This is a genomic window from Neorhizobium sp. P1_A6 (genome assembly GCF_056406795.1).
The window spans coordinates 188,867-207,671 of sequence record NZ_JBFTZM010000008.1 but is presented as its reverse complement, the minus strand read 5'-3'; the positions used below and the strand labels follow the sequence as shown (position 1 = coordinate 207,671).

Genomic DNA, 18,805 nt, shown 5'->3' with positions numbered 1-18,805 from the left:
CGGGAATCCAAGCCTTTTCTTTTGCCTGCAAAATCAAGGATGATTCACGGTAAATACGAGAACTCGATCATTGTCGCCGTAGTCGCGTAGCGCCTCCACCAGCGTAAAGCCGGCGACGCGGAAAATCGCGGTCACGGTTTCCTTTTGATCGAACCCGATCTCGACGCCGATAACGCCGTCCTTTTCGAGGAAATCTCCTGCACTCGCTGCAATCGCGCGATAGGCTTCGAGCCCATCCGGACCTCCATCTAGCGCTGTCAGCGGATCGAAATCCCGGACTTCCGGGTCCAATGCGGGGATAACACCGCTACATATATAAGGCGGATTTGACACGATTATGTCGAACCGGCCAGAAATTGCGTCGAACCAATCGCTGCGGATCGCTTGAAATCTTTCGGACATTCCCAGCCGCGCCGCATTCCGCGACGCCGTTTGCAGGGCGTCCTCCGAAATATCGCTGCCGATCCCTTGAGCTTGCGGGCTTTCTTTCAGCAGTGCCAAAACGATTGCGCCGGTTCCGGTTCCAAGATCGAGAATACGTGCCAAACCCTTTCCTGCGACAATCTGCCTCACATGGGCGAGCATCGAATCTACCAGGATTTCGGTGTCCGGGCGCGGCTCCAGCGTTTCCTTCGAAATCAGGAGCTCCATGCCGTGGAATTCACGTAACCCTAATATGCGGTGCACCGGCTCCCGTTTCAAGCGCCGCTCGACTGCTTTCTCGATGACGGACAATTCCTGGTCCGTCAGGATACGGTCGCCGCCGGTAAAAACTTCCGTCGACGAAAGGCCGAGCAGACCGCCAATCAGCAGCCGCGCCTCGATCGCCGCATCCGGCAGGCCGGCCGCCGAAAACCGCGATCTGGCATCCGCGACAGCCGCACCGAGCGTCGTCATCCGTGTTGCTCGCCGAGTTGCGCCAGCTGGCCGGCCTGGTAGTCGGCAATCAACGCATCGACCACTTCGTCGATATCGCCTTCCATCATCCGGTCGAGTTTGTAGAGCGTGAGGTTGATGCGGTGGTCGGTCACCCGCCCCTGGGGGAAATTGTAGGTACGGATGCGCTCGGAGCGGTCGCCCGAGCCGACCTGGCTCTTGCGGTCGGCGGAACGTTCGCTGTCCGCCTTCTGGCGCTCCATGTCGTAGAGACGGGTGCGCAGCACCTGCATCGCCTTGGCGCGGTTCTGGTGCTGCGATTTTTCCGAACTGGTCACCACGATGCCGCTCGGCATGTGGGTGATCCGCACTGCGGAGTCGGTCGTGTTGACGTGCTGGCCGCCGGCGCCCGACGAACGCATCGTATCGATGCGGATGTCTTCCGGCCGGATCTCGATGTCGATCTCCTCGGCCTCCGGCATCACCGCCACGGTCGCGGCCGAGGTGTGGATGCGGCCGCTCGCTTCCGTATCGGGCACGCGCTGCACCCGGTGCACGCCGGATTCGAACTTCAGCTTCGAAAACACGCCGCGTCCGGTCACGGTCGCGATGATTTCCTTGTAGCCGCCCGCCTCGCCTTCGCTTGCCGACAGGACCTCGACCTTCCAGCCCTTGGTGGCGGCATAACGCTCGTACATGCGGAACAGGTCGCCGGCGAAAAGTGCCGCCTCGTTACCGCCGGTGCCGGCCCGGATTTCGAGGATGGCACTCCTCTCGTCGGCCGCATCCTTGGGCAGAAGCAGGACCTGCATGTCCTTTTCCAGCGTCTCGAGCCGCTCCTCGGCCTCCGGCAGCTCCATTTCCGCAAGCTCGTGCATCTCGCGGTCGGTGCCCTTGTCGGTCAGCATCGCGCGCAGATCGGCCACCTCGGCGATCGACTTCTCGTATTCGCGGATCTTGCGCACCACCGGCTGCAGTTCGGAATATTCGGACGCCAGCTTGACATAGACGTCGGCAGCCGGACCTTCCGACATGCGCGCCTCGATCTCGCCGAACCGGCGTTCCAGCTCGCGCATCTTTTCGACAGGAAGCTTCGCCACCCACTAACTCCGTTTATTCTTTTTATCCGCTAGACGGGGATATTGTTGGCCTCGGCGAACCGCAGAAGCAGCGCGCGGATCGGCTCCGGCGACCTTATATCGTCGAGTGCCGCGTTCAATTCAGCGGACAACTTGTCGATGTCAAGCCCGAGCAGCATCGCCTTGACCGGTCCGATCGAGGTCGGGGACATGGAAACCGAGCGGAAACCGATGCCCAGCAGAGCCATGGCCGAGAGCGGCTTGCCCGCCATCTCGCCGCACAGCGTCACCACCGTCTTGTTACGCTCGCCAGCCCGCGCGATATCGCGCAGAATGCGCAGGAACGGCTTGCCGAGATTGTCGAAACGATCGGAAACCCGGGCATTGCCGCGGTCGGCTGCCATGGTGAACTGGAACAGGTCGTTGGAGCCGACCGAGACGAAGTCCACTTCCGCCATCAGTTCGTCGAGCTGCCACATCAGCGCCGGCACTTCGAGCATCGCCCCGAACTGCAGCTTGCGCGGCAGGCTGTGGCCAAACTTCGAAAGATGCTGCACTTCCTTCTGCATCAGTTCTCGCACCGCGTGGATTTCCGAGACCTCGGTCACCATCGGCAACATCATCTTGAGCTCGGCGCCGGCGGAAGCCCTGAGCAACGCCCGAAGCTGGGTGCGCAGAAGTCCGGGCCGGTCCAGCGACAGGCGGATCGCCCGCCAGCCGAGCGCCGGGTTTTCCTCTTCCTGGGCGCGGAAATAGGAGACGACCTTGTCGCCGCCGATATCGAGGGTCCGGAACGTCACCGGCCGCCCGGCCGCCTGCTTGATGACGTTGCGATAGAAACTCTCCTGCTCCTCGAGCTTCGGCATGGTCGAGGCGATCATGAACTGCAGCTCGGTGCGGAACAGGCCGATGCCGTCGGCGCCGGACTCGGCAAGCTGCGGCAGATCGACAAGCAGGCCGGCGTTCATCTGCAGGCTGATGCGCTTGCCGTCCTTGGTGACCGGCTCGACGTCCCTCAGCGCTCTGAACTGCTCCTGCCGGCGGGCCCGCAGGCGTACCTTTTCCTCATAGGCCTTCTGCAGGTCGAGAACCGGCCGCAGATGAATCTGGCCGTCGTCGCCGTCGATGATGATCGGATCGCCGTTTTCGGCAAGCGCCACGACGCCTGCCGCCTGGCCGACGACCGGAATGCCCATGGCGCGTGCGACGATCACCACATGGCTGGTCACCGCTCCGTCTTCCAGCACGAGGCCGCGCAGGCTGGCACGGGGATAGTCGAGCAGTTCGGCCGCCCCCATGGCGCGAGCGAGAATGATCGCGTCCACCGGGAAACCTTCGTCGAAGGCGCGGCCGGAAAAACCCGTCAGCTGGCGCAGAAGCCGGTTGGCCAGATCGTCGAAATCATGCATCCGCTCGCGCAGATAAGAATCGGTCAGGCGCATCATCCGCGCCTTGGTATCGCTCTGGACCTTCTCGACCGCCGCTTCCGCCGTCAGCCCGTTGTGGATCGCCTCTTCCATGCGGCGGACCCAGCCCTGGTCGTGGGCAAACATCCGGTAGGTTTCGAGCACCTCGCGATGCTCGCCTTCCTGGGAGACTTCGCGGCGCGACAGCATATCGTCGATGGAGATGCGCAAGGAGCCGAGCGCTTCCGCCAGCCGCGTGACTTCCTTCTCCGCGTCCTCGTTGAGAAGATTGGTAACGACGATGCGCGGCTCGTGCAGCACCACGTGGCCAAGGCCGATGCCTTCGTTATAGGCGTCGGCGTCGATCGTGATGGCGCGGGTGAGGTCGAGCTCGAGGCCCGGCCTGGTGATCTTCTTGAGTTCGCCGGTGGCGATCATCTCGGCGATCACCATCGCCGTGGTTTCGAGCGCCTCGACCTCGTCCTCACGATAGTTGCGGCTGGCCTTGTTCTGGACGACGAGAACGCCAAGGGTGCGGCCGGCCCGCAGGATCGGCACGCCGAGGAAGGAATGGTAGATTTCTTCGCCGGTTTCCGGAAGGTAGCGGAACGCCGGATGCGCCTGCGCGTCGGAAAGGTTGAGCGGCTGGGCGGACGCGGCGATCGTGCCGACAAGACCCTGGCCCATCTTCAGCTGCGAGGTGTGGACCGCTTCCTTGTTGAGGCCTTCGGTCGCATAAAGTTCGAGAACGCCGTCGGAGCGGAGCACATAGACCGAGCAGACCTCGGCCACCATGTTGCTGGCGATCTGGCGAACGATCCGGTCAAGGCGCTCCTGTGGCTCGAGCGGCTCCGCCATCAACTCGCGTAGCCGCCTCAACAGAACGCGCGGACCTGCCGACAGGTCTCTCATCGGCATATGCTCTCCCGAAACGAGGTCACCCCAACCGCAGGACGGCGCCCGCCACTGCCGGCGCGTCCAAACGGTTCATTCTCAACTCTTATCGAGACCGTAAGCGGAATGCAAAGTCCGAACAGCGAGTTCCGAATAAGCACCGTCGATCAGGATCGAAATCTTGATTTCCGAGGTGGTGATGGCCTTGATGTTGATGGATTTTTCGGCAAGTGCCTTGAAAGCATGCGCGGCGACGCCCGCATGGCTGCGCATGCCGATGCCGATGACCGACACTTTCGCCAGGCCTGATTCGGTCTGGACGACGTCGAAGCCAATCTTTTCCTTGTTGTCGTCGAGTACCTTCATGGCCTTCTGCACGTCGCCGGAAGGCACCGTGAAGGTCATGTCCGTGCGCGAACCGTCTTCCGACGTGTTCTGCACGATCATGTCGACATTGATATGAGCCTCGGCGAGCGGGCCGAAGATCGCCGCCGATACGCCCGGCCGGTCGGCAAGGCGCCGGAGCGAAATCTGCGCTTCATCCTTGGCATAGGCGATGCCGGTGACGACTTCCTGTTCCACGATTTCTTCCTCTGCACAAATCAGCGTTCCGGGCGGATTGTCGAAATCACCCATCCCCGGAGCATCTGGATCATCGAATGAGGAACGCACGAAGGTACGTACCTTGAATACCATGGCGAGCTCGACCGAGCGCACCTGCAGAACCTTCGAGCCGAGCGAGGCCATTTCGAGCATTTCTTCGAAGGAGACCTTCTTCATGCGCCGTGCCTGAGGCACGATACGCGGGTCGGTCGTGTAGACCCCGTCGACATCCGTATAGATGTCGCAGCGGTCGGCCTTGACCGCGGCCGCGATTGCCACTGCCGACGTGTCGGAACCGCCGCGGCCGAGCGTGGCGATCCGGTTGTCGGGGCCGAGCCCCTGGAAACCGGCGACGACGGCCACCTGGCCCTCGCCCATCCGCTTGACGATCTCGGACCCGTCGATCTCCATGATCCGCGCTGCCCCATGGGCGCTGTCGGTGCGGATCGGGATCTGCCAGCCCTGCCAGGACCGGGCGTTGATGCCCATCGACTGCAGGGCGATCGCCAGAATGCCGGATGTCACCTGCTCGCCGGATGCAACGACAGCGTCATATTCGCGCGCGTCGTAAAAAGGCGAGTTGGCACCGGAGACCTTCGGCATGTCCTGGACCCAGCCAACCAGCTCGTTGGTCTTGCCGGACATGGCGGAGACGACGACCGCGACCTCGTGCCCGGCCTCAACCTCACGTTTCACATGGCGCGCGACGTTGTGAATGCGTTCGAGATTGGCGACCGAAGTGCCGCCGAACTTCATGACGATGCGAGCCATACCGACCAAAACCACTGTTTCGCCTCAAGGATCGGGAGCCTTGGGCGCCTGCTTTCAAACCGCCTCGAAATCCCGGCGTTTATGACAGGATCATCAAGTTGCGGGGTCTCTTATCGAAAAGGCTGAAAAGGCGCAATGGTCAGAACATGGCCGAGCGGTACGCTTCCGCATGAGCTTGCCTTAATGCCGAGCGCAAAAAGGCCACCCATAGGCGGCCTCCTTGAATTTTTCGGCGGGATCAGCGGTTCGGGTTGCCGGTCATCGTCACGGCCGAACCGCAGAGGGGCCGGTTGCAGTCAATCCCTATCTCTGAAGAAACGGTCGGGATATCTCTGCCAGACTGGCGGACGAGGCGGCTGCGCGTCGCCGGGGCTCCAGCTGCGATCACGGTCCCAGCGTGGGGCTCCGTCACGATCCCAGCGCGGCGGCGGGGGCGGCGGCGGCGCAAGACGCGATTCGCGTCTCCAGTCGTAGCGGTCCCAGCGGTCGCGATCGCGGTAGAAGTCGCGGTTGCGATAGTAGCGGCCCCAATAGTTGCCGACGTCGAACGTGACCATCGGAATGCCGAGGCCCTCGTAATAGTCGGGGGCGACATAGACGCGGTTGGAACGATAGGTCGCCTGCACGTAGTTGCCCGACACCCAGCCGCGTCCGCCGACGAAGGCGACGTCGCACCAGTTGACGCTGCTCATGCAGCCGTAGATCGTTACCGCCGCACCGGCCGGAATGACGTCGACGGCCGGATAGCCGGTGCTTGGCCCTGACCGCATGTTGACATCGGCGGTGGCAACCCCGCGCACGGCCGCATCCGCAATCGACGGCGCCGCGAACAGGGCGCAAAGTGCCGCGACGGACATCAGTATTTTCTTCACGGGCTTCCTCCTGAGAAACCAAATGGCGTTCGAACCGGGCTGACATCTGCCGGAGGGATTTCGCCGACAGATCAATGTTCGAAACAGCCGCATTGTTCCAGCAAGCCGCTGAATGGCGCATGAATACGCCGTTTGGCAAGCGTTAACCTCTGGCCGGCCCGGTCGATTGCCGCTCGGCGATGTAACAGGCGAGCTCCACCCGCCGCGCCGGGTTTGCAAATCCCGTCATGCCGTCCCTCAAAAGATCGAGCGCCACGGCGCCGAGCTCGCGCATCGGTACATGCACCGTGGTCAGCGGCGGATTGAGGAAGGCCGCCTGCGGCAGGTCGTCCATGCCCATCACCGAAACGTCGCCCGGCACGGTATAACCCACCTGCTGCACGCCCATCATCGCGCCGACCGCGAGACTGTCGCCCGCCGTCAGCACTGCGGAAAAATCGAGCCCGTTTTTCCGCAGCCGGTCGCTCACCGCCTGGGCGGCAAGCTCGGGCAGCCAGTCGTCGACCGGCACGACGAGATCCGGGGGACACGGCAATCCGTGCTGCTGGAAGGCATCCTGCCAGCCTTCGCGGCGCCGGTCGATCGTCCGCCGCCCGGGACGCATCAGGAACAGGATGCGCTTGTGCCCGAGCCGGATCAGATAATCCGTCGCCAGATGCGCCGCCGAGCGATTGCAGGGCGTCACGCTCGACAGCCGCATCATCGGATCGTCGCCGTTGATCAGCACGACCGGCTTGGCGAAACTGCGGGTGGCGTCGAGCATGCCCTCGTCGTCGACGGTCAGGAACAGCAGCCCCGCGACGTCCGGATCGACCCGCGCCTCCTCCAGCACCACCTTTTCCTCCGACTGATCAGCGACGGCGCGGGTGACGATGTCGAGCCCGAGCGCCTGGGCGCGGTCCCGCAACCCTTCCAGCACATAGAGCGTGAACTGGTTGCGCACATAGTCGATCATCGCCGCGCTCGAAGCTGCCAGGATGACCTTCTTGCCGGCCACCGGCGTCGGCATCGCGTAATTGGCGTCCTTCGCCGCCTCCATGATTCGCTGGCGAATATCCGCGCGCACCCCCTTCTCGCCGGCCAATGCCCGCGAGACGGTGCTGAGCGACACGCCCACCTTTTCCGCGATATCCTCCAGCCGCACCCGCCGGCTTTTCTTGCCGCGCTTGCCCGGCACGATCGTCGCTGCCATCACATCCTCCCATCACAGATGCGCACACTGCAAAAAATTTTCAGATTGCGCAATCAATTTTCAAATGTTTTCATGAGGGCATCGCTCGGGAGAAGCGGAGTGAAATGCTGCGCGGCAAGAGCTGCAGCAAAGGGAGGAATTGAGACATGGGCCTTTCAGCCCGGGACATCCGTGAAAAGCTTGATCGCCTCGTGGCCGGCATAACCGGGCTTCGCGACGACGGTCGTTTCCACGAACCCAATCTCGACGGGACCGCCGGCGACTATATCTCTTTCGACAGCTGGGAATGGCCGCAGGGCGTCGGTCTTTACGGCCTGATCCGTCTCTGGCTGTTCACCGGCCGCGACGACCTGAAGGCGCTGATCGAGAACTGGTATGCGTCCCGCATCGAAGCGGGTCTTCCGACGCTCAACGTCAACACCACGGCACCGATGCTCGGCCTGTCCGTGCTCTGGCGCGAAACCCGCGACCCGCGCTGGCAGCCGGTTCTCGACACCTGGGCGGACCGCGTCATGAGCGAGATGGGCCGCACCGAGGAAGGCGCCTTCGAACATCACGTCTCCGACAAGGTCAATGACGACGAACTCTGGGACGACACGCTTTATATGGTCGCCCTGTTCCTCGCCTCTTATGGCGAGGCAAGCGGCCGCCGCGAACTGGTCGACGAGGCGTCAAAGCAGTTCCTCGTCCATTCCCGTTACCTCGCCGATACCAAGACCGGCCTCTGGTTCCACGGCTGGACGTTCCAGGGCCGCCATAATTTTGCGGAAGCCCGCTGGGCGCGCGGCAATGCCTGGATCACCGCCGGCATGCTCGACCTCTTCGACCTCGCCGAGGTTTCGAAGCCGGTAAAGGATTTCCTGCTCGGCGTGCTGACGGCGCAGGTCAACGCGCTGCTGCCGCTGCAGGCTGCCTCCGGTGCCTGGCGCACCCTGCTCGACGATCCGTCGTCCTACGAGGAAATTTCGGCGACCGCAGGTTTCGGTTACGGACTGCTCAAGGGTTACCGCCTTGGCCTCGGCACCCATGAATGGCGCGTGGCCGGCCTCAAGGCCGTTGAAGCCGTGCTCGCCAATATCGACGAAACCGGCACCGTGCTCAACGTCTCCTATGGGACGCGCATGGGCCATGACCTGCAATTCTATCGGGATATCCCGATCCAGCCGACCGGCTACGGACAGGCGCTTTCGATCCTCTGCCTCTCCGAAGCCATCCGGCATGTGGAACCGGGAAGCGAGGCGGCATGACGATGAAGGTTCTCTACGGGGCCGGCCCCAACGACATCAAGACCTACGACACCGCGCGTCTGCGCGCCGAGTTCCTGATGGAAGACCTGTTCCAGGCGAACAAGGTCAGCTTCACCTATACCCATGTCGACCGGCTGATCCTCGGCGGCGCGGTTCCGACATCGTCCACCCTGAGCTTCGGTTCGGGCGAAGAGATCGGCACGCCCTTCCTGCTGTCGGCCCGTGAAATGGGCATCGCCAATCTCGGCGGCACCGGCGTCGTCTCGGTCGACGGCAAGAGCTTCACCCTGGAAAACCGCGACGTGCTTTATGTCGGCCGCGGCGCCCAGGAGATTTCGGTTGCCAGCGCTTCCGCCGACAAACCGGCCCGGTTCTACATGAACTCCGTTCCCGCCGGTGCCGACATTCCGCACCGCCTGATCAAGCGGGCGGAATCGAAGATGCTGACGTTTGGCGATCCCAAACGCGCCAATCTGCGGAACCTGCGCATGTACATCCATCCGGAAGTCACGCCGTCCTGCCTGCTTCTGCTGGGCATCACCGACCTGGCCGAGGGCAGCGTCTGGAACACCATGCCGCCGCATCTGCACGAGCGCCGGATGGAAGCCTATTGCTATTTCGACCTGCCTGAAGAGGAGCGGGTCATCCACCTGATGGGCCGCCCGGAAGAGACGCGCCACCTCGTGGTCAAGAACCTCGATGCGGTGCTTTCGCCCGCCTGGTCGATCCATATGGGTGCCGGCACCGGGCCTTATGCCTTCGTCTGGGGCATGACCGGCGAGAACCAGGAATATAATGACGTGGCCCCCGTGGCTCTCAGCGAACTTAGATAAGTGCGGAACCGATGATGAATCCCGAAGCAAACTGGATGCGGAAAACCTTGAAGCCGGGCGAAGCCGTCCGGTACTGGCAGCTCGGCCGCATCACCGAGGAACGGTTCGACGTGCCCGACGCCCCGATGAAGGGCGAGATGGACCCGTTCTTCTTCCTGACCAAGGTCAAGAACTTCATTCCGCACGAATATCCCTGCCGCACCATCTTTGCCGAGACCTATCGCGGCAAGCGCCCGGATGTCCGCGGCGCCTTCGACGCCACGCGCTGGTGGCTGCCTTTCGGTTCACCGCGGCTCGATCTTTCCGGCTTCTGGTTCCGCCCGACCCGGCTCGCCAGCTGGACCCGCACCTATATCGACGCGGAAACCGCCGGCACGGCAAGGATCCGCCTCGGCACCTGCGGCGGCGCCGTCATCTGGGTCAACGGCACGGAAGCCGGCTGGATGGCGCCCTATAGCCGCAATCTCGAAGCCAAGCAGGAATTCGAGCTGCCGCTGGTCGCCGGCCTCAACGAGATCACGTTGTTCTTCGACGACCTCGCCGAACGCGACGCCCGCTATTTCTACCAGTTCGACTATCTCTCCGGCCCGGCTGCCAGCGTCGCCCTGCCCGTCCCGGTCGCAAGCGCCGTCGCCGCAAGCCTCGAACAGGCCCTCGACACCATGTATTTCGACCGCCAGCATTATTTCGGCGGCGATATCACCCTGCTTCTCTCCGAGCCCCTGCCGGTCGAGGTAAAGGTCAATGTCGCGGTCGAAGGCGACTTCATGTCGCGCGAGCGTTTCGATTTCGACTTCACCCTTCCTGCCGGCGCCACCAGCCTCAATGTCGGCCCGTCCGAAAAGGCGCCCGCCGATTTCCGCCATTTCCGCATCACGCTGAACGCCGATGGCTTTGTCGTCTCCCGTTCGCTCGGCGTCGAGATCTGCCATGCCGAAAGCCAGGGCCAGGCTCCTGCATCGCTGAGCGATCGTATCACCGAGACCCTGACGCAGATTTCGGAACATTCCGAACGGGATACGGTGCGTGCCTTCGCCCGCCTCGCGAGCGGCCGCTCCGGGCCCGATACGGACGCGATGATCGAGGAAATCCTGCCTTCGATCGAAGACTGCCACGACTGCGCCGACTTCTCGCTGGTGCCGCTCATCTGGTCGCGCACCGTCTGGGGCAAGGACATCAACGAAAAGACCCGCGCGCGCATCGACGGCGCCATCCTCAACTACCGTTACTGGATGGATGAGCCGGGCAACGACGTGCAGTGGTATTTCTCCGAAAACCACGCGCTGCTCTTCCACACTTCAGCCTATCTCGGCGGCAGTCTCCTCCCAGACGCCACCTTCGCCCGCTCCGGCCGCAAAGGTTCGGAGCAGGCGAAGGTCGGTGCCGCCCGTGTCCGCGCCTGGCTCGACCATTTCGAACATTGGGAAATGGCCGAGTTCAACTCGGCCCCCTACTTCCCGATCGACCTCAAGGGCCTGACCGCGCTGGCTGCCTTGTCGCCCGACAAGGATATCGCCGACCGCGCCAAGGCCGGCATCGTCCGCCTCTGCGAAATCATCGCCCGCTCGGCCCATCACGGCATGGTCACCGCGGCGCAGGGCCGCTCCTACGAGCACACGCTCTGCGCCGGCCGCTCGCTGGAGCTCTCCGGCGTCGCCCGTCTGCTCTGGGGCACGGGTTGGTATGGCCGCCGCGTCCACTGCCTGCCGCAGATGGCCGTCTGCCTGCGCGACCACGGTCTCGAAATCCCCGCCGAATTTGCCGCGATCGCCGATCACCGCGGCAGCCAGCACCAGGAATGGCGTTTCGCCCAAGGCGAAAACTCGTTTGCCGCGCTCTATCACTACAAGGGCGAGCATTTCGCCATGGGCTCGACGGTGCATTACCGCTGGGACGAATGGGGTTACCAGGAAACCATCCTGCACCTGCGTCTCGGCGACAAGCCGGAAGCTGCGATCTGGATCAACCATCCGGGCGAAACCATCCAGTTCGGCTACGGCCGCCCATCCTATTGGGGCGGCTGCGGTACCATCCCGCGTGCCCAGCAGTATCGTGGCCTCGCCGTCCTCGAATTCACCACCTACGAGGAGCAGCCGGATTTCACCCATGCCTGGTTCCCGAAGGCCGAGTTCGACGAAACCCATGTTTCCGGCGGCGTGGCGCTTGCCCGCTCCGGCAAGGGTGCCGTCATGCTGCGCGCGCCCTCGAAGCTGGAGGTCGTGACCGACGGTCCGTCGGCAGGGGCTGAACTGCGCCAGCACGGCCAGAAGACCCGCTGGATCGTCCGCGTCTGCGAGGCGGACAATCTGACGGCCGTCGAGTACCGCTTCAGCGGGCTCGCCCCGAGACAGGAATCCGACGGCACTATCGTTGTCGAGGACCCGGAATATGGTACCGTCCGCTTCAGGAAGGACGGCTCCGTGGAGGCCGAAGGCCGCGTGATCGCGCGGGCGGATTACACCGTAAAGGGCGAAGCGACGATGCTGCGCCCCGCATGATATAAAAAGGATTTTCAGGTTAAGGCGCACAGATGTGCGCCTTAAGGAAACCGGACGGGAGGAGGCCCCGTCCATTCAGAGGAGGAAATGAGCATGAAAACCAAATCGCTTCTGGCGGGCGCAGCGCTCGCCCTTCTCATGTCGACGGCAGCACATGCCGGCGACGTGCGGATCATGTGGTATTCGGACGGCGTCGAAGGCGACGTCATGAAGGACCTCGTCGGCCGCTTCATGAAGGAAAACCCGGGCATCAACGTCACGCTCGACAACGTTGCCTACAGCGTCATCAAGGACCAGCTGCCCGTGCAGCTCGAAGCCGGCAACGGCCCGGACATTGCCCGCGTCACGGCGATCAAGGACCTTTCCAGGCATTGGCTCGACCTGCGCCCGCTGGTCAAGGACGCCAAGTACTGGGACGATAATTTCGGCGCCCAGGCCGACTGGATGCGTCCAGACGGTTCCAAGCAGATCTCCGGCTTCATGACGCAGATCACCCTGACCGGTGGTTTTGCCAACAAGACCCTGTTCGATCAGGCCGGCGTTCCGATGCCGGGCCCGAAGGCCACCTGGGAAGAATGGGCCGCAGCTTCCAAGAAGGTCAAGGATAGCCAGAAGCTTCCGTTCGCCATGGCGATCGACCGCTCCGGCCACCGCCTCACCGCTCCGCTGCTGTCCTACGGCGCCAACTATGTCGGCCCGGACGGCAAGCCGGCCCCGCTCGACAAGGGCGCCAAGGATTTCCTGACCAAGTTCGTCGGTTGGGTCGCCGAAGGCTCCTTTGCCAAGGACGTCTGGGTCTCCGCCGGCGGCTCGACCTACCGCGCCGCGGCCGAGGACTTCATCAACGGTCAGCTCGCCTTCTATTATTCCGGTTCCTGGCAGGTGGCCAACCTCGCCACCAAGATTGGCAACAGCTTCGACTGGGTCGCCACCGGCAGCCCCTGCGGCCCGGCAGCCTGCACCGGCATGCCCGGCGGCGCGGCGCTCGTCGCCGTGAAATACACGAAGAACCCGAAGGACGTCGCAGCCGTCATGGACTGGTTCGCCCAGGAGAAGATCGTCAAGGAATTCTCCGAGCGCACCCTGTTCCTGCCCGGCCACAAGGGCGTCGTCGACAAGGGCGGCCTTGACTTCAAGACCGACAACGCCTTCGCCAAGGCGGCCCTGACCAAATATGTCGAGGCATCCAAGACCACGTCCGACACAGCCCTGAAGCTGCCCGGCTGGCGCTGGTCCGACACGGTCTATGCCGCGATCGTCACCCGCGTCGGTCAGACCCTTGCCGGCGAACTGAAGCTCGACGACGCCTTTACGCGCATCGACGCCGATATCGCCCAGAAGGTCAAGGACAGCGGCCTTTGATGCCCAATTGGCGAAATTGCTCCGCCCGTCGGGCGGGACATTCTTCTCTCCCCGCACCGGGGAGAGAAATTCGGCATGAGGATACGAGGCGGCGCGGCAAGCTCCCTCTGATCTCCCCCCTTGAGGGGGAGATGTCACCGAAGGTGACAGAGGGGGGTGGCAGCGGTGCAGCGGGTGCGAGGATCTATGAGGTGCCTATGCGACACCCCCCTCTGCCCTGCCGGGCATCTCCCCCTCAAGGGGGGAGATCGGCCAGCCGCAACGCCTTTTTTCCATATGCATTGAATCGATACAGCCGAACGAACAGAACCAGGCCAAGGGGAGGAAGTCATTGAAATGAGCACGACGTCCCTTACAGACCGCCTCGGCAGCCTCCTCATGGCGCCCGTGCATCTCTTGATGCGCATCATCGACATACCGCTGCGCGCCGTCCAGAAAGCGACCGGCATCGGCGGCATGGCGACTGTTTTCCTCGCCCCGAACATGCTGATCTTCGGCATTTTCGTGCTCCTGCCCCTCGTCATCAACTTCGTCTACTCGATGACCGGCGGCACCGCCTTCTTCCTTTCCGAGCGCAATTTCGTCGGCGCCGAGCAGTATCAGCGCCTTTTCACCTGCACGAACTACCTCGATCCGATGTCCTGCCAGGAGGATGCCTTCTGGGCCGCCGTCGGCAACACGTTCTGGTTCGTCATCCTGCAGGTGGCGCTGATGATCTGCGTGTCGCTGATCACCGCACTGATCCTCAACCGTGATCTCGCCGCCCGCTCCTTCTGGCGCGCCGTATTCTTCTTCCCGGTCCTCCTGTCGCCGGTCGTCGTCGGCCTGATCTGGAAGTGGATCCTGCAGCGCCAGGGCCTCTTGAATTTCGGCCTCTACCAGTTCGGCATCGAGCCCTATACCTGGCTCACCGACCGCAACTGGACCTTCATCGCCACGATCGGCGTATCGATCTGGGCGCATATGGGCCTCTACACGCTGATCCTGCTCGCCGGTCTGCAGGCGATCCCGAAGGATCTCTATGAAGCCGCCGAAATGGACGGCACCAAGCCGGCGCGCGTCTTCCGGCGCATCACGCTGCCGCTTCTCGCCCCGAACCTTCTGGTCGTCGTCGTCCTGGCGCTGATCAAAGCCGTGCAGATCTTCGACGAGGTCTATGTCCTGACCGGCGGCGGTCCCGGCACCAGCACACTCTATCTGACCCAGTATATCTACGAGACCGGCTTTGCCTCGGCGCTCCGCAATCCGGGCCTTGCCGCTGCCGCCTCTATCCTGATGGGCCTGGTGCTCGTCGTCCTAACACTGATCCAGCTCGGCATAGGCCAGCGTGGCGAAAAGAAGGGGAAACGCTGATGGGTGTAGCCTCTCGCTTCATTCTGCGCCGCCGCGGCGGCAAGAGCTGGCACTGGACGGACATCGTCACCTGGGTCTGGCTGATCGGCGGACTGATCATCATGTTCGGCCCGGCCGTCTGGCTCACCTTCTCATCGTTCAAGACGCCGGCGGCACTTGCCGAATTCCCGCCGTCGATCCTGCCCTATATCACCAGCCAGGCGACGGTCCAGGGTTACGACAAGCCGCTGCAGCTCTTCGACGCCAAGATGCCGGACGGCTCGACCAGGGTGCTGGCCGAGGTGCGCCGCATCGGTCTGGTCGCCCAGATGGTCGATCCGAAGGCGCCTGGAGAAATCGTCCGTGTCAATATCAACGACCGGACGCCGGTCCGCTCGGTCTCGTTCGCCACGGAAAACTATACGACGCCCTTCACCCAGTTCGACTTCCTGCGCTACCTGTGGAATTCGGTCTTCGTGACGGTGACGGCGACGCTGATCACCCTGATCGTCAATTCCATGGCCGCTTTCGCGCTGTCGAAATACGAGTTCAAAGGCCGCAGCCTGGCGATGCTGATCATCCTCGCGACGCTGATGGTGCCGCTTTCGGTGATCATGGTGCCGCTCTACTCGATCATCTCGTCGCTCGGGCTGTTCAATAGTCTCTGGGGCGTCATCCTGCCGACGGTCGCGACACCGACCGGCGTGTTCATCCTGCGCCAATACATGCTGACCATTCCGGACGAGCTGATCGACGCGGCGCGCATGGACAAGGCGTCCGAATGGCAGATCTACTGGCGCATCGTTCTGCCGCTGACGGCACCGGCGCTCGCGGTGCTGGCGATCTTTTCGGTGGTCTGGCGCTGGAACGACTTCCTGTGGCCGCTGATCGTCCTGTCGAGGCGCGAACTCTACACCCTGCAGGTGGGTTTGAGCATCTATTCCGGCGAATTGAACGTCCAGTGGCACTTCATCCTGGCGATGACGGTCGTGACCATGATCCCCGTCGTGCTGGTCTTCATCTTCCTGCAGCGTTTCATCACCACCGGCATTGCCGGCACCGGCCTGAAGTAAGGATCCCCGATGGGCGAGATCACACTCACCAAAATCAAGAAGTCCTTCGGCGCGGTCGACGTCCTGAAGGACATCGACCTCGCGATCAAGGACGGCGAGTTCATCGTTTTCGTCGGCCCGTCCGGCTGCGGAAAGTCGACCTTGCTGCGCACTATCGCCGGGCTTGAAAAGGTCACCGGCGGCGAGATCGAGATCGACGGCAAGCGCGTCAACGACGTGTCGGCCGCCGATCGCGGCCTTGCCATGGTCTTCCAATCCTATGCGCTCTATCCGCATATGAGCGTGCGCCAGAACCTCGCCTTCGGCCTCGAAAACTCCAACATGCCGAAGGCGGAGGTCGCCGAGCGCATCACCGAAGCCGCCCGCATGCTAGAGATCGAGCCCTATCTGGAACGCCGGCCCGGCCAGCTTTCCGGCGGCCAGCGCCAGCGCGTCGCGATCGGCCGCGCCATCGTGCGCCGCCCGACCGCGTTCCTGCTCGACGAGCCCCTGTCGAACCTCGACGCCGAGTTGCGCGTCTCGACGCGCGCCGAACTCGCGGCCCTGCATGCCCGCCTCGGTTCAACGATGATCTACGTCACCCACGACCAGGTGGAGGCGATGACGCTTGCCCACCGCATCGTCGTCATGCGCGCCGGCAAGATCGAACAGGTCGGCACGCCGCTCGACCTCTACAACACGCCCGCCAACCGCTTCGTCGCCGGTTTCATCGGCGCGCCGCACATGAATTTCCTGGCCGGCGAAGTCACCGAGCTGCAGACCGGCACCGCAACGCTTACGACATCCGGCGGCCACCGCCTTCTCGTGCCGTTCTCGGGCCATTCGCTTTCCGTCGGCGACAAGCTGACGATCGGCATCCGCCCGCAGCACATCACGCTTGCCGGCGATCCCGGCAGTCTCACGGTCAAGGTGCGTCTCGTCGAGGCGCTCGGCTCCGAGACGGTCATCCATGCGGATCTGAACGGCGAAAAGCTTCTCGCGGTGGTTTCCGGCCAGAAGCCGATTTCGCCGGGCGACGAAGCCTATTTCTCCGTCGCCGGCGCCCCGCTGCACCTGTTCGACAGGAATGGGTTGAGGGTGAAGGGGACATGAACCGCGCCTTGCGGCGGTTCATTAGGATAAGCTGATAACCCGATGATAGGAAGTTGAGCGCTAATATGCCCCTTGGGCAAAGCGTCATCATCGGGAAGGATCATGGGCGAGTATCAGAACAGAGCTGTCGCGCTGGTAACGGCAAGCGTGGGTGAAAACTTCGCCTCCGACCAAGAGCAACGCAGCCAGGCCTGTCTCGTGGCCGCGATAGAACTTTTTTACGTTCTTGGCGGTTCTGCCGAAGGGCTTGCAACTGCCGCGGCCACTGCTGCCGCCAGGCCTGCCCCCGCCATCGATACCGCAATTGGCGAGCTGATGAAGGAGATTGCCGCGATCGGCGCCATGAAGGATCTCGACATTATACAGGCAGCCTACAATACGCTCGACCGGCAGATGCGAACGATCAAGGCAAGTTGAGCAAGCCGCAGCCTCTACGACCGCTTTTGACCTGCACGTCCCCCTTTTACAGATAGCCCTTGAAAAAGGCCAACGTCGCCCGCCGTATCTCCGCCGTCTCGCGGTGACCGACGCCCGCTTGCGGCAGAAACACCAGCGCACCGAGCGCCTGGGCCCTCAGATAGGCGGCTTCCGTCTCGGCAAAGGCGCGCTCCACCGCATCAGGCGGTGTCAGCGGATCGTCCCAGCCGACGCAGATCAGCTGCGGCCGCGGCGCCACCAGCCCGGCAATTTCGCCGATCGAAGTTTCCTTGAGCAGCCCCGGCACGGTCAGGTAATGGCCGTGCCGATTATGAGCGCCGGTTTCGACCAGCGTCGCGAAATCCGCGTAGCAGCACAAATGCGCGTTCGCCTTCACCCTCGGATCCAGCGCCGCGAGGAAATAGGCGAGCGTCGCACCCATCGAAAGCCCCGTAGCGCCGATCCTCTGCGGATCGACCTCCGGCCGGCCGACAAGCCAGGCCAGCGCCGCGGCCTGTTCGGACAGCATCTGCCCGAACAGCGTTTTGCCATGCCAGAGTGCCGCCTTGGTCGCAGCGTCCTCGGTGATCCCCGCGCGCTCACCGAACGTCGGCATGTCGATGCAAAGCGCCACATAACCTTCGCGCGCCAGAACCGGCCCCGGGGCGTCGAGTAGAGCCGGCCGCCCGTCGATCAGTTCCGATGCGCCGATATCCCAGCGAGCGCCATGTGCATGGGCATAGAGGATCGCCGGGCCGCGGGTGAGGAACCCTTCGCTCGGCCGGGTCAGGAAGCCACGCACCTCGGTGCCGTCGTTCAACCGAAACCGCAACCTTTCGAGAATATAGCCGTCGCGGTTTTCCGCGGAACTGTCCGCCAGCGTCAGGGAGACCTCTTCGAAGGCAAGCAGTTCCTTCAATCGCTCAACCGTGATCGCCATCTTGCCCTCCTCCCGGTGCGCCATCCCTCCCCTCCAGAGAGGATAACCGCGATCTGTGCCTGCCAGATCTTCAATGACATAGACGAAATCTCATCCCCTCGCATCCCCGCCTTGTGGTCTCATGCCTACAATCTGCCCGTCCCGTTTCGGCTACACCGGCCCGCATGACCGGCGAGATGGGACCGGTGCCTTGATGATCCGCCGTCATGCAGGCGGGTTGCCAGGGGCTGCGCAGAAAATGGTCCTCCTCTCGCCTTCTGGCGGGGCGTGCGTGTGTCGCACACAACCCGGTATGGCTCCGCAAGGAGGTCCATACCG

At 63.2% G+C, this 18,805-nt stretch carries 14 protein-coding genes and 1 pseudogene; 8 read left to right on the top strand and 7 right to left on the bottom strand.

Going from position 1 to position 18,805, the window contains the following annotated elements; all coding sequences use genetic code 11:
- Positions 1-33: 33 nt before the first annotated feature.
- The 6 genes and pseudogenes from prmC to AC1D3C_RS17970 form a co-directional block, all read right to left on the bottom strand.
- Positions 34-897, bottom strand: coding sequence for a peptide chain release factor N(5)-glutamine methyltransferase (prmC, locus tag AC1D3C_RS17995; RefSeq protein WP_477483831.1), 864 nt, complete (start codon positions 895-897; stop codon positions 34-36).
- On the bottom strand, positions 894-1,976 hold the full coding sequence (gene prfA / locus AC1D3C_RS17990; RefSeq protein ID WP_038540260.1) for a peptide chain release factor 1: 1,083 nt from the start codon (positions 1,974-1,976) through the stop codon (positions 894-896). Before prfA ends, prmC begins: the two co-directional genes overlap by 4 nt.
- Positions 1,977-2,005: 29 nt before the next feature.
- Positions 2,006-4,273, bottom strand: coding sequence for a phosphoenolpyruvate--protein phosphotransferase (ptsP, locus tag AC1D3C_RS17985; protein ID WP_247038969.1), 2,268 nt, complete (start codon positions 4,271-4,273; stop codon positions 2,006-2,008).
- 81 nt (positions 4,274-4,354) lie between these two features.
- The gene (locus AC1D3C_RS17980; RefSeq protein ID WP_038540258.1) at positions 4,355-5,629 is read right to left on the bottom strand and encodes an aspartate kinase; all 1,275 of its coding nucleotides are present in this window, start codon (positions 5,627-5,629) and stop codon (positions 4,355-4,357) included.
- A 362-nt stretch (positions 5,630-5,991) separates the two neighbouring features.
- Positions 5,992-6,501 (bottom strand): annotated as a pseudogene (locus AC1D3C_RS17975) (SH3 domain-containing protein); the annotation flags it as partial.
- Between the two features lie 142 nt (positions 6,502-6,643).
- Positions 6,644-7,693 carry a LacI family DNA-binding transcriptional regulator gene (locus tag AC1D3C_RS17970; protein WP_247038960.1) on the bottom strand — a complete coding sequence of 350 codons (1,050 nt, stop codon included), beginning with the start codon at positions 7,691-7,693 and terminating at the stop codon, positions 6,644-6,646.
- 146 nt (positions 7,694-7,839) lie between these two features.
- Between AC1D3C_RS17970 and bglB the strand changes: the two genes are divergently transcribed.
- The 8 genes from bglB to AC1D3C_RS17930 all read left to right on the top strand — a co-directional run bounded on the left by bglB (position 7,840) and on the right by AC1D3C_RS17930 (position 17,547).
- The gene (bglB, locus tag AC1D3C_RS17965) at positions 7,840-8,940 is read left to right on the top strand and encodes a beta-galactosidase BglB (RefSeq protein ID WP_477483830.1); all 1,101 of its coding nucleotides are present in this window, start codon (positions 7,840-7,842) and stop codon (positions 8,938-8,940) included.
- A complete protein-coding gene (gene kduI / locus AC1D3C_RS17960) occupies positions 8,937-9,773 on the top strand; it encodes a 5-dehydro-4-deoxy-D-glucuronate isomerase (protein WP_080719115.1) in 837 nt (278 codons plus the stop codon). The genes bglB and kduI overlap by 4 nt, the downstream gene beginning before the upstream one ends.
- Before the next feature lie 11 nt (positions 9,774-9,784).
- Entirely contained in the window at positions 9,785-12,271 is a 2,487-nt protein-coding gene (locus tag AC1D3C_RS17955; protein ID WP_477483829.1) for a hypothetical protein, read from the top strand.
- Between the two features lie 93 nt (positions 12,272-12,364).
- The gene (locus AC1D3C_RS17950) at positions 12,365-13,633 is read left to right on the top strand and encodes an ABC transporter substrate-binding protein (RefSeq protein WP_038540246.1); all 1,269 of its coding nucleotides are present in this window, start codon (positions 12,365-12,367) and stop codon (positions 13,631-13,633) included.
- 336 nt (positions 13,634-13,969) lie between these two features.
- Positions 13,970-14,986 (top strand): carbohydrate ABC transporter permease, encoded by a 1,017-nt coding sequence (locus AC1D3C_RS17945; RefSeq protein WP_038540242.1) that lies wholly within the window; start codon positions 13,970-13,972, stop codon positions 14,984-14,986.
- Positions 14,986-16,038: a carbohydrate ABC transporter permease gene (locus AC1D3C_RS17940; RefSeq protein ID WP_477483828.1), complete on the top strand. Its 1,053-nt coding sequence runs from the start codon at positions 14,986-14,988 to the stop codon at positions 16,036-16,038. The genes AC1D3C_RS17945 and AC1D3C_RS17940 overlap by 1 nt, the downstream gene beginning before the upstream one ends.
- 9 nt (positions 16,039-16,047) lie before the next feature.
- Positions 16,048-17,130, top strand: a complete 1,083-nt coding sequence (locus AC1D3C_RS17935; RefSeq protein ID WP_477483827.1) for an ABC transporter ATP-binding protein — start codon at positions 16,048-16,050, stop codon at positions 17,128-17,130.
- Positions 17,131-17,232: 102 nt separating this feature from the next.
- The gene (locus AC1D3C_RS17930; protein WP_477483826.1) at positions 17,233-17,547 is read left to right on the top strand and encodes a hypothetical protein; all 315 of its coding nucleotides are present in this window, start codon (positions 17,233-17,235) and stop codon (positions 17,545-17,547) included.
- Positions 17,548-17,593: 46 nt separating this feature from the next.
- Here the strand turns inward: AC1D3C_RS17930 and AC1D3C_RS17925 are convergent, their stop codons facing one another.
- Positions 17,594-18,487 (bottom strand): alpha/beta hydrolase family protein, encoded by an 894-nt coding sequence (locus AC1D3C_RS17925; protein WP_477483825.1) that lies wholly within the window; start codon positions 18,485-18,487, stop codon positions 17,594-17,596.
- Between the last annotated feature and the right edge of the window lie 318 nt (positions 18,488-18,805).

What these genes read in the sequence shown, in the direction of transcription:
- prmC (WP_477483831.1), bottom strand. Translation starts at nt 897, where the DNA reads ATGACGACGCTCGGTGCGGCTGTCGCGGATGCCAGATCGCGGTTTTCG.
- ptsP (WP_247038969.1), bottom strand. Translation starts at nt 4,273, where the DNA reads ATGAGAGACCTGTCGGCAGGTCCGCGCGTTCTGTTGAGGCGGCTACGC.
- AC1D3C_RS17980 (WP_038540258.1), bottom strand. Translation starts at nt 5,629, where the DNA reads ATGGCTCGCATCGTCATGAAGTTCGGCGGCACTTCGGTCGCCAATCTC.
- AC1D3C_RS17970 (WP_247038960.1), bottom strand. Translation starts at nt 7,693, where the DNA reads ATGGCAGCGACGATCGTGCCGGGCAAGCGCGGCAAGAAAAGCCGGCGG.
- bglB (WP_477483830.1), top strand. Translation starts at nt 7,840, where the DNA reads ATGGGCCTTTCAGCCCGGGACATCCGTGAAAAGCTTGATCGCCTCGTG.
- kduI (WP_080719115.1), top strand. Translation starts at nt 8,937, where the DNA reads ATGACGATGAAGGTTCTCTACGGGGCCGGCCCCAACGACATCAAGACC.
- AC1D3C_RS17955 (WP_477483829.1), top strand. Translation starts at nt 9,785, where the DNA reads ATGATGAATCCCGAAGCAAACTGGATGCGGAAAACCTTGAAGCCGGGC.
- AC1D3C_RS17950 (WP_038540246.1), top strand. Translation starts at nt 12,365, where the DNA reads ATGAAAACCAAATCGCTTCTGGCGGGCGCAGCGCTCGCCCTTCTCATG.
- AC1D3C_RS17945 (WP_038540242.1), top strand. Translation starts at nt 13,970, where the DNA reads ATGAGCACGACGTCCCTTACAGACCGCCTCGGCAGCCTCCTCATGGCG.
- AC1D3C_RS17940 (WP_477483828.1), top strand. Translation starts at nt 14,986, where the DNA reads ATGGGTGTAGCCTCTCGCTTCATTCTGCGCCGCCGCGGCGGCAAGAGC.
- AC1D3C_RS17935 (WP_477483827.1), top strand. Translation starts at nt 16,048, where the DNA reads ATGGGCGAGATCACACTCACCAAAATCAAGAAGTCCTTCGGCGCGGTC.
- AC1D3C_RS17930 (WP_477483826.1), top strand. Translation starts at nt 17,233, where the DNA reads ATGGGCGAGTATCAGAACAGAGCTGTCGCGCTGGTAACGGCAAGCGTG.
- AC1D3C_RS17925 (WP_477483825.1), bottom strand. Translation starts at nt 18,487, where the DNA reads ATGGCGATCACGGTTGAGCGATTGAAGGAACTGCTTGCCTTCGAAGAG.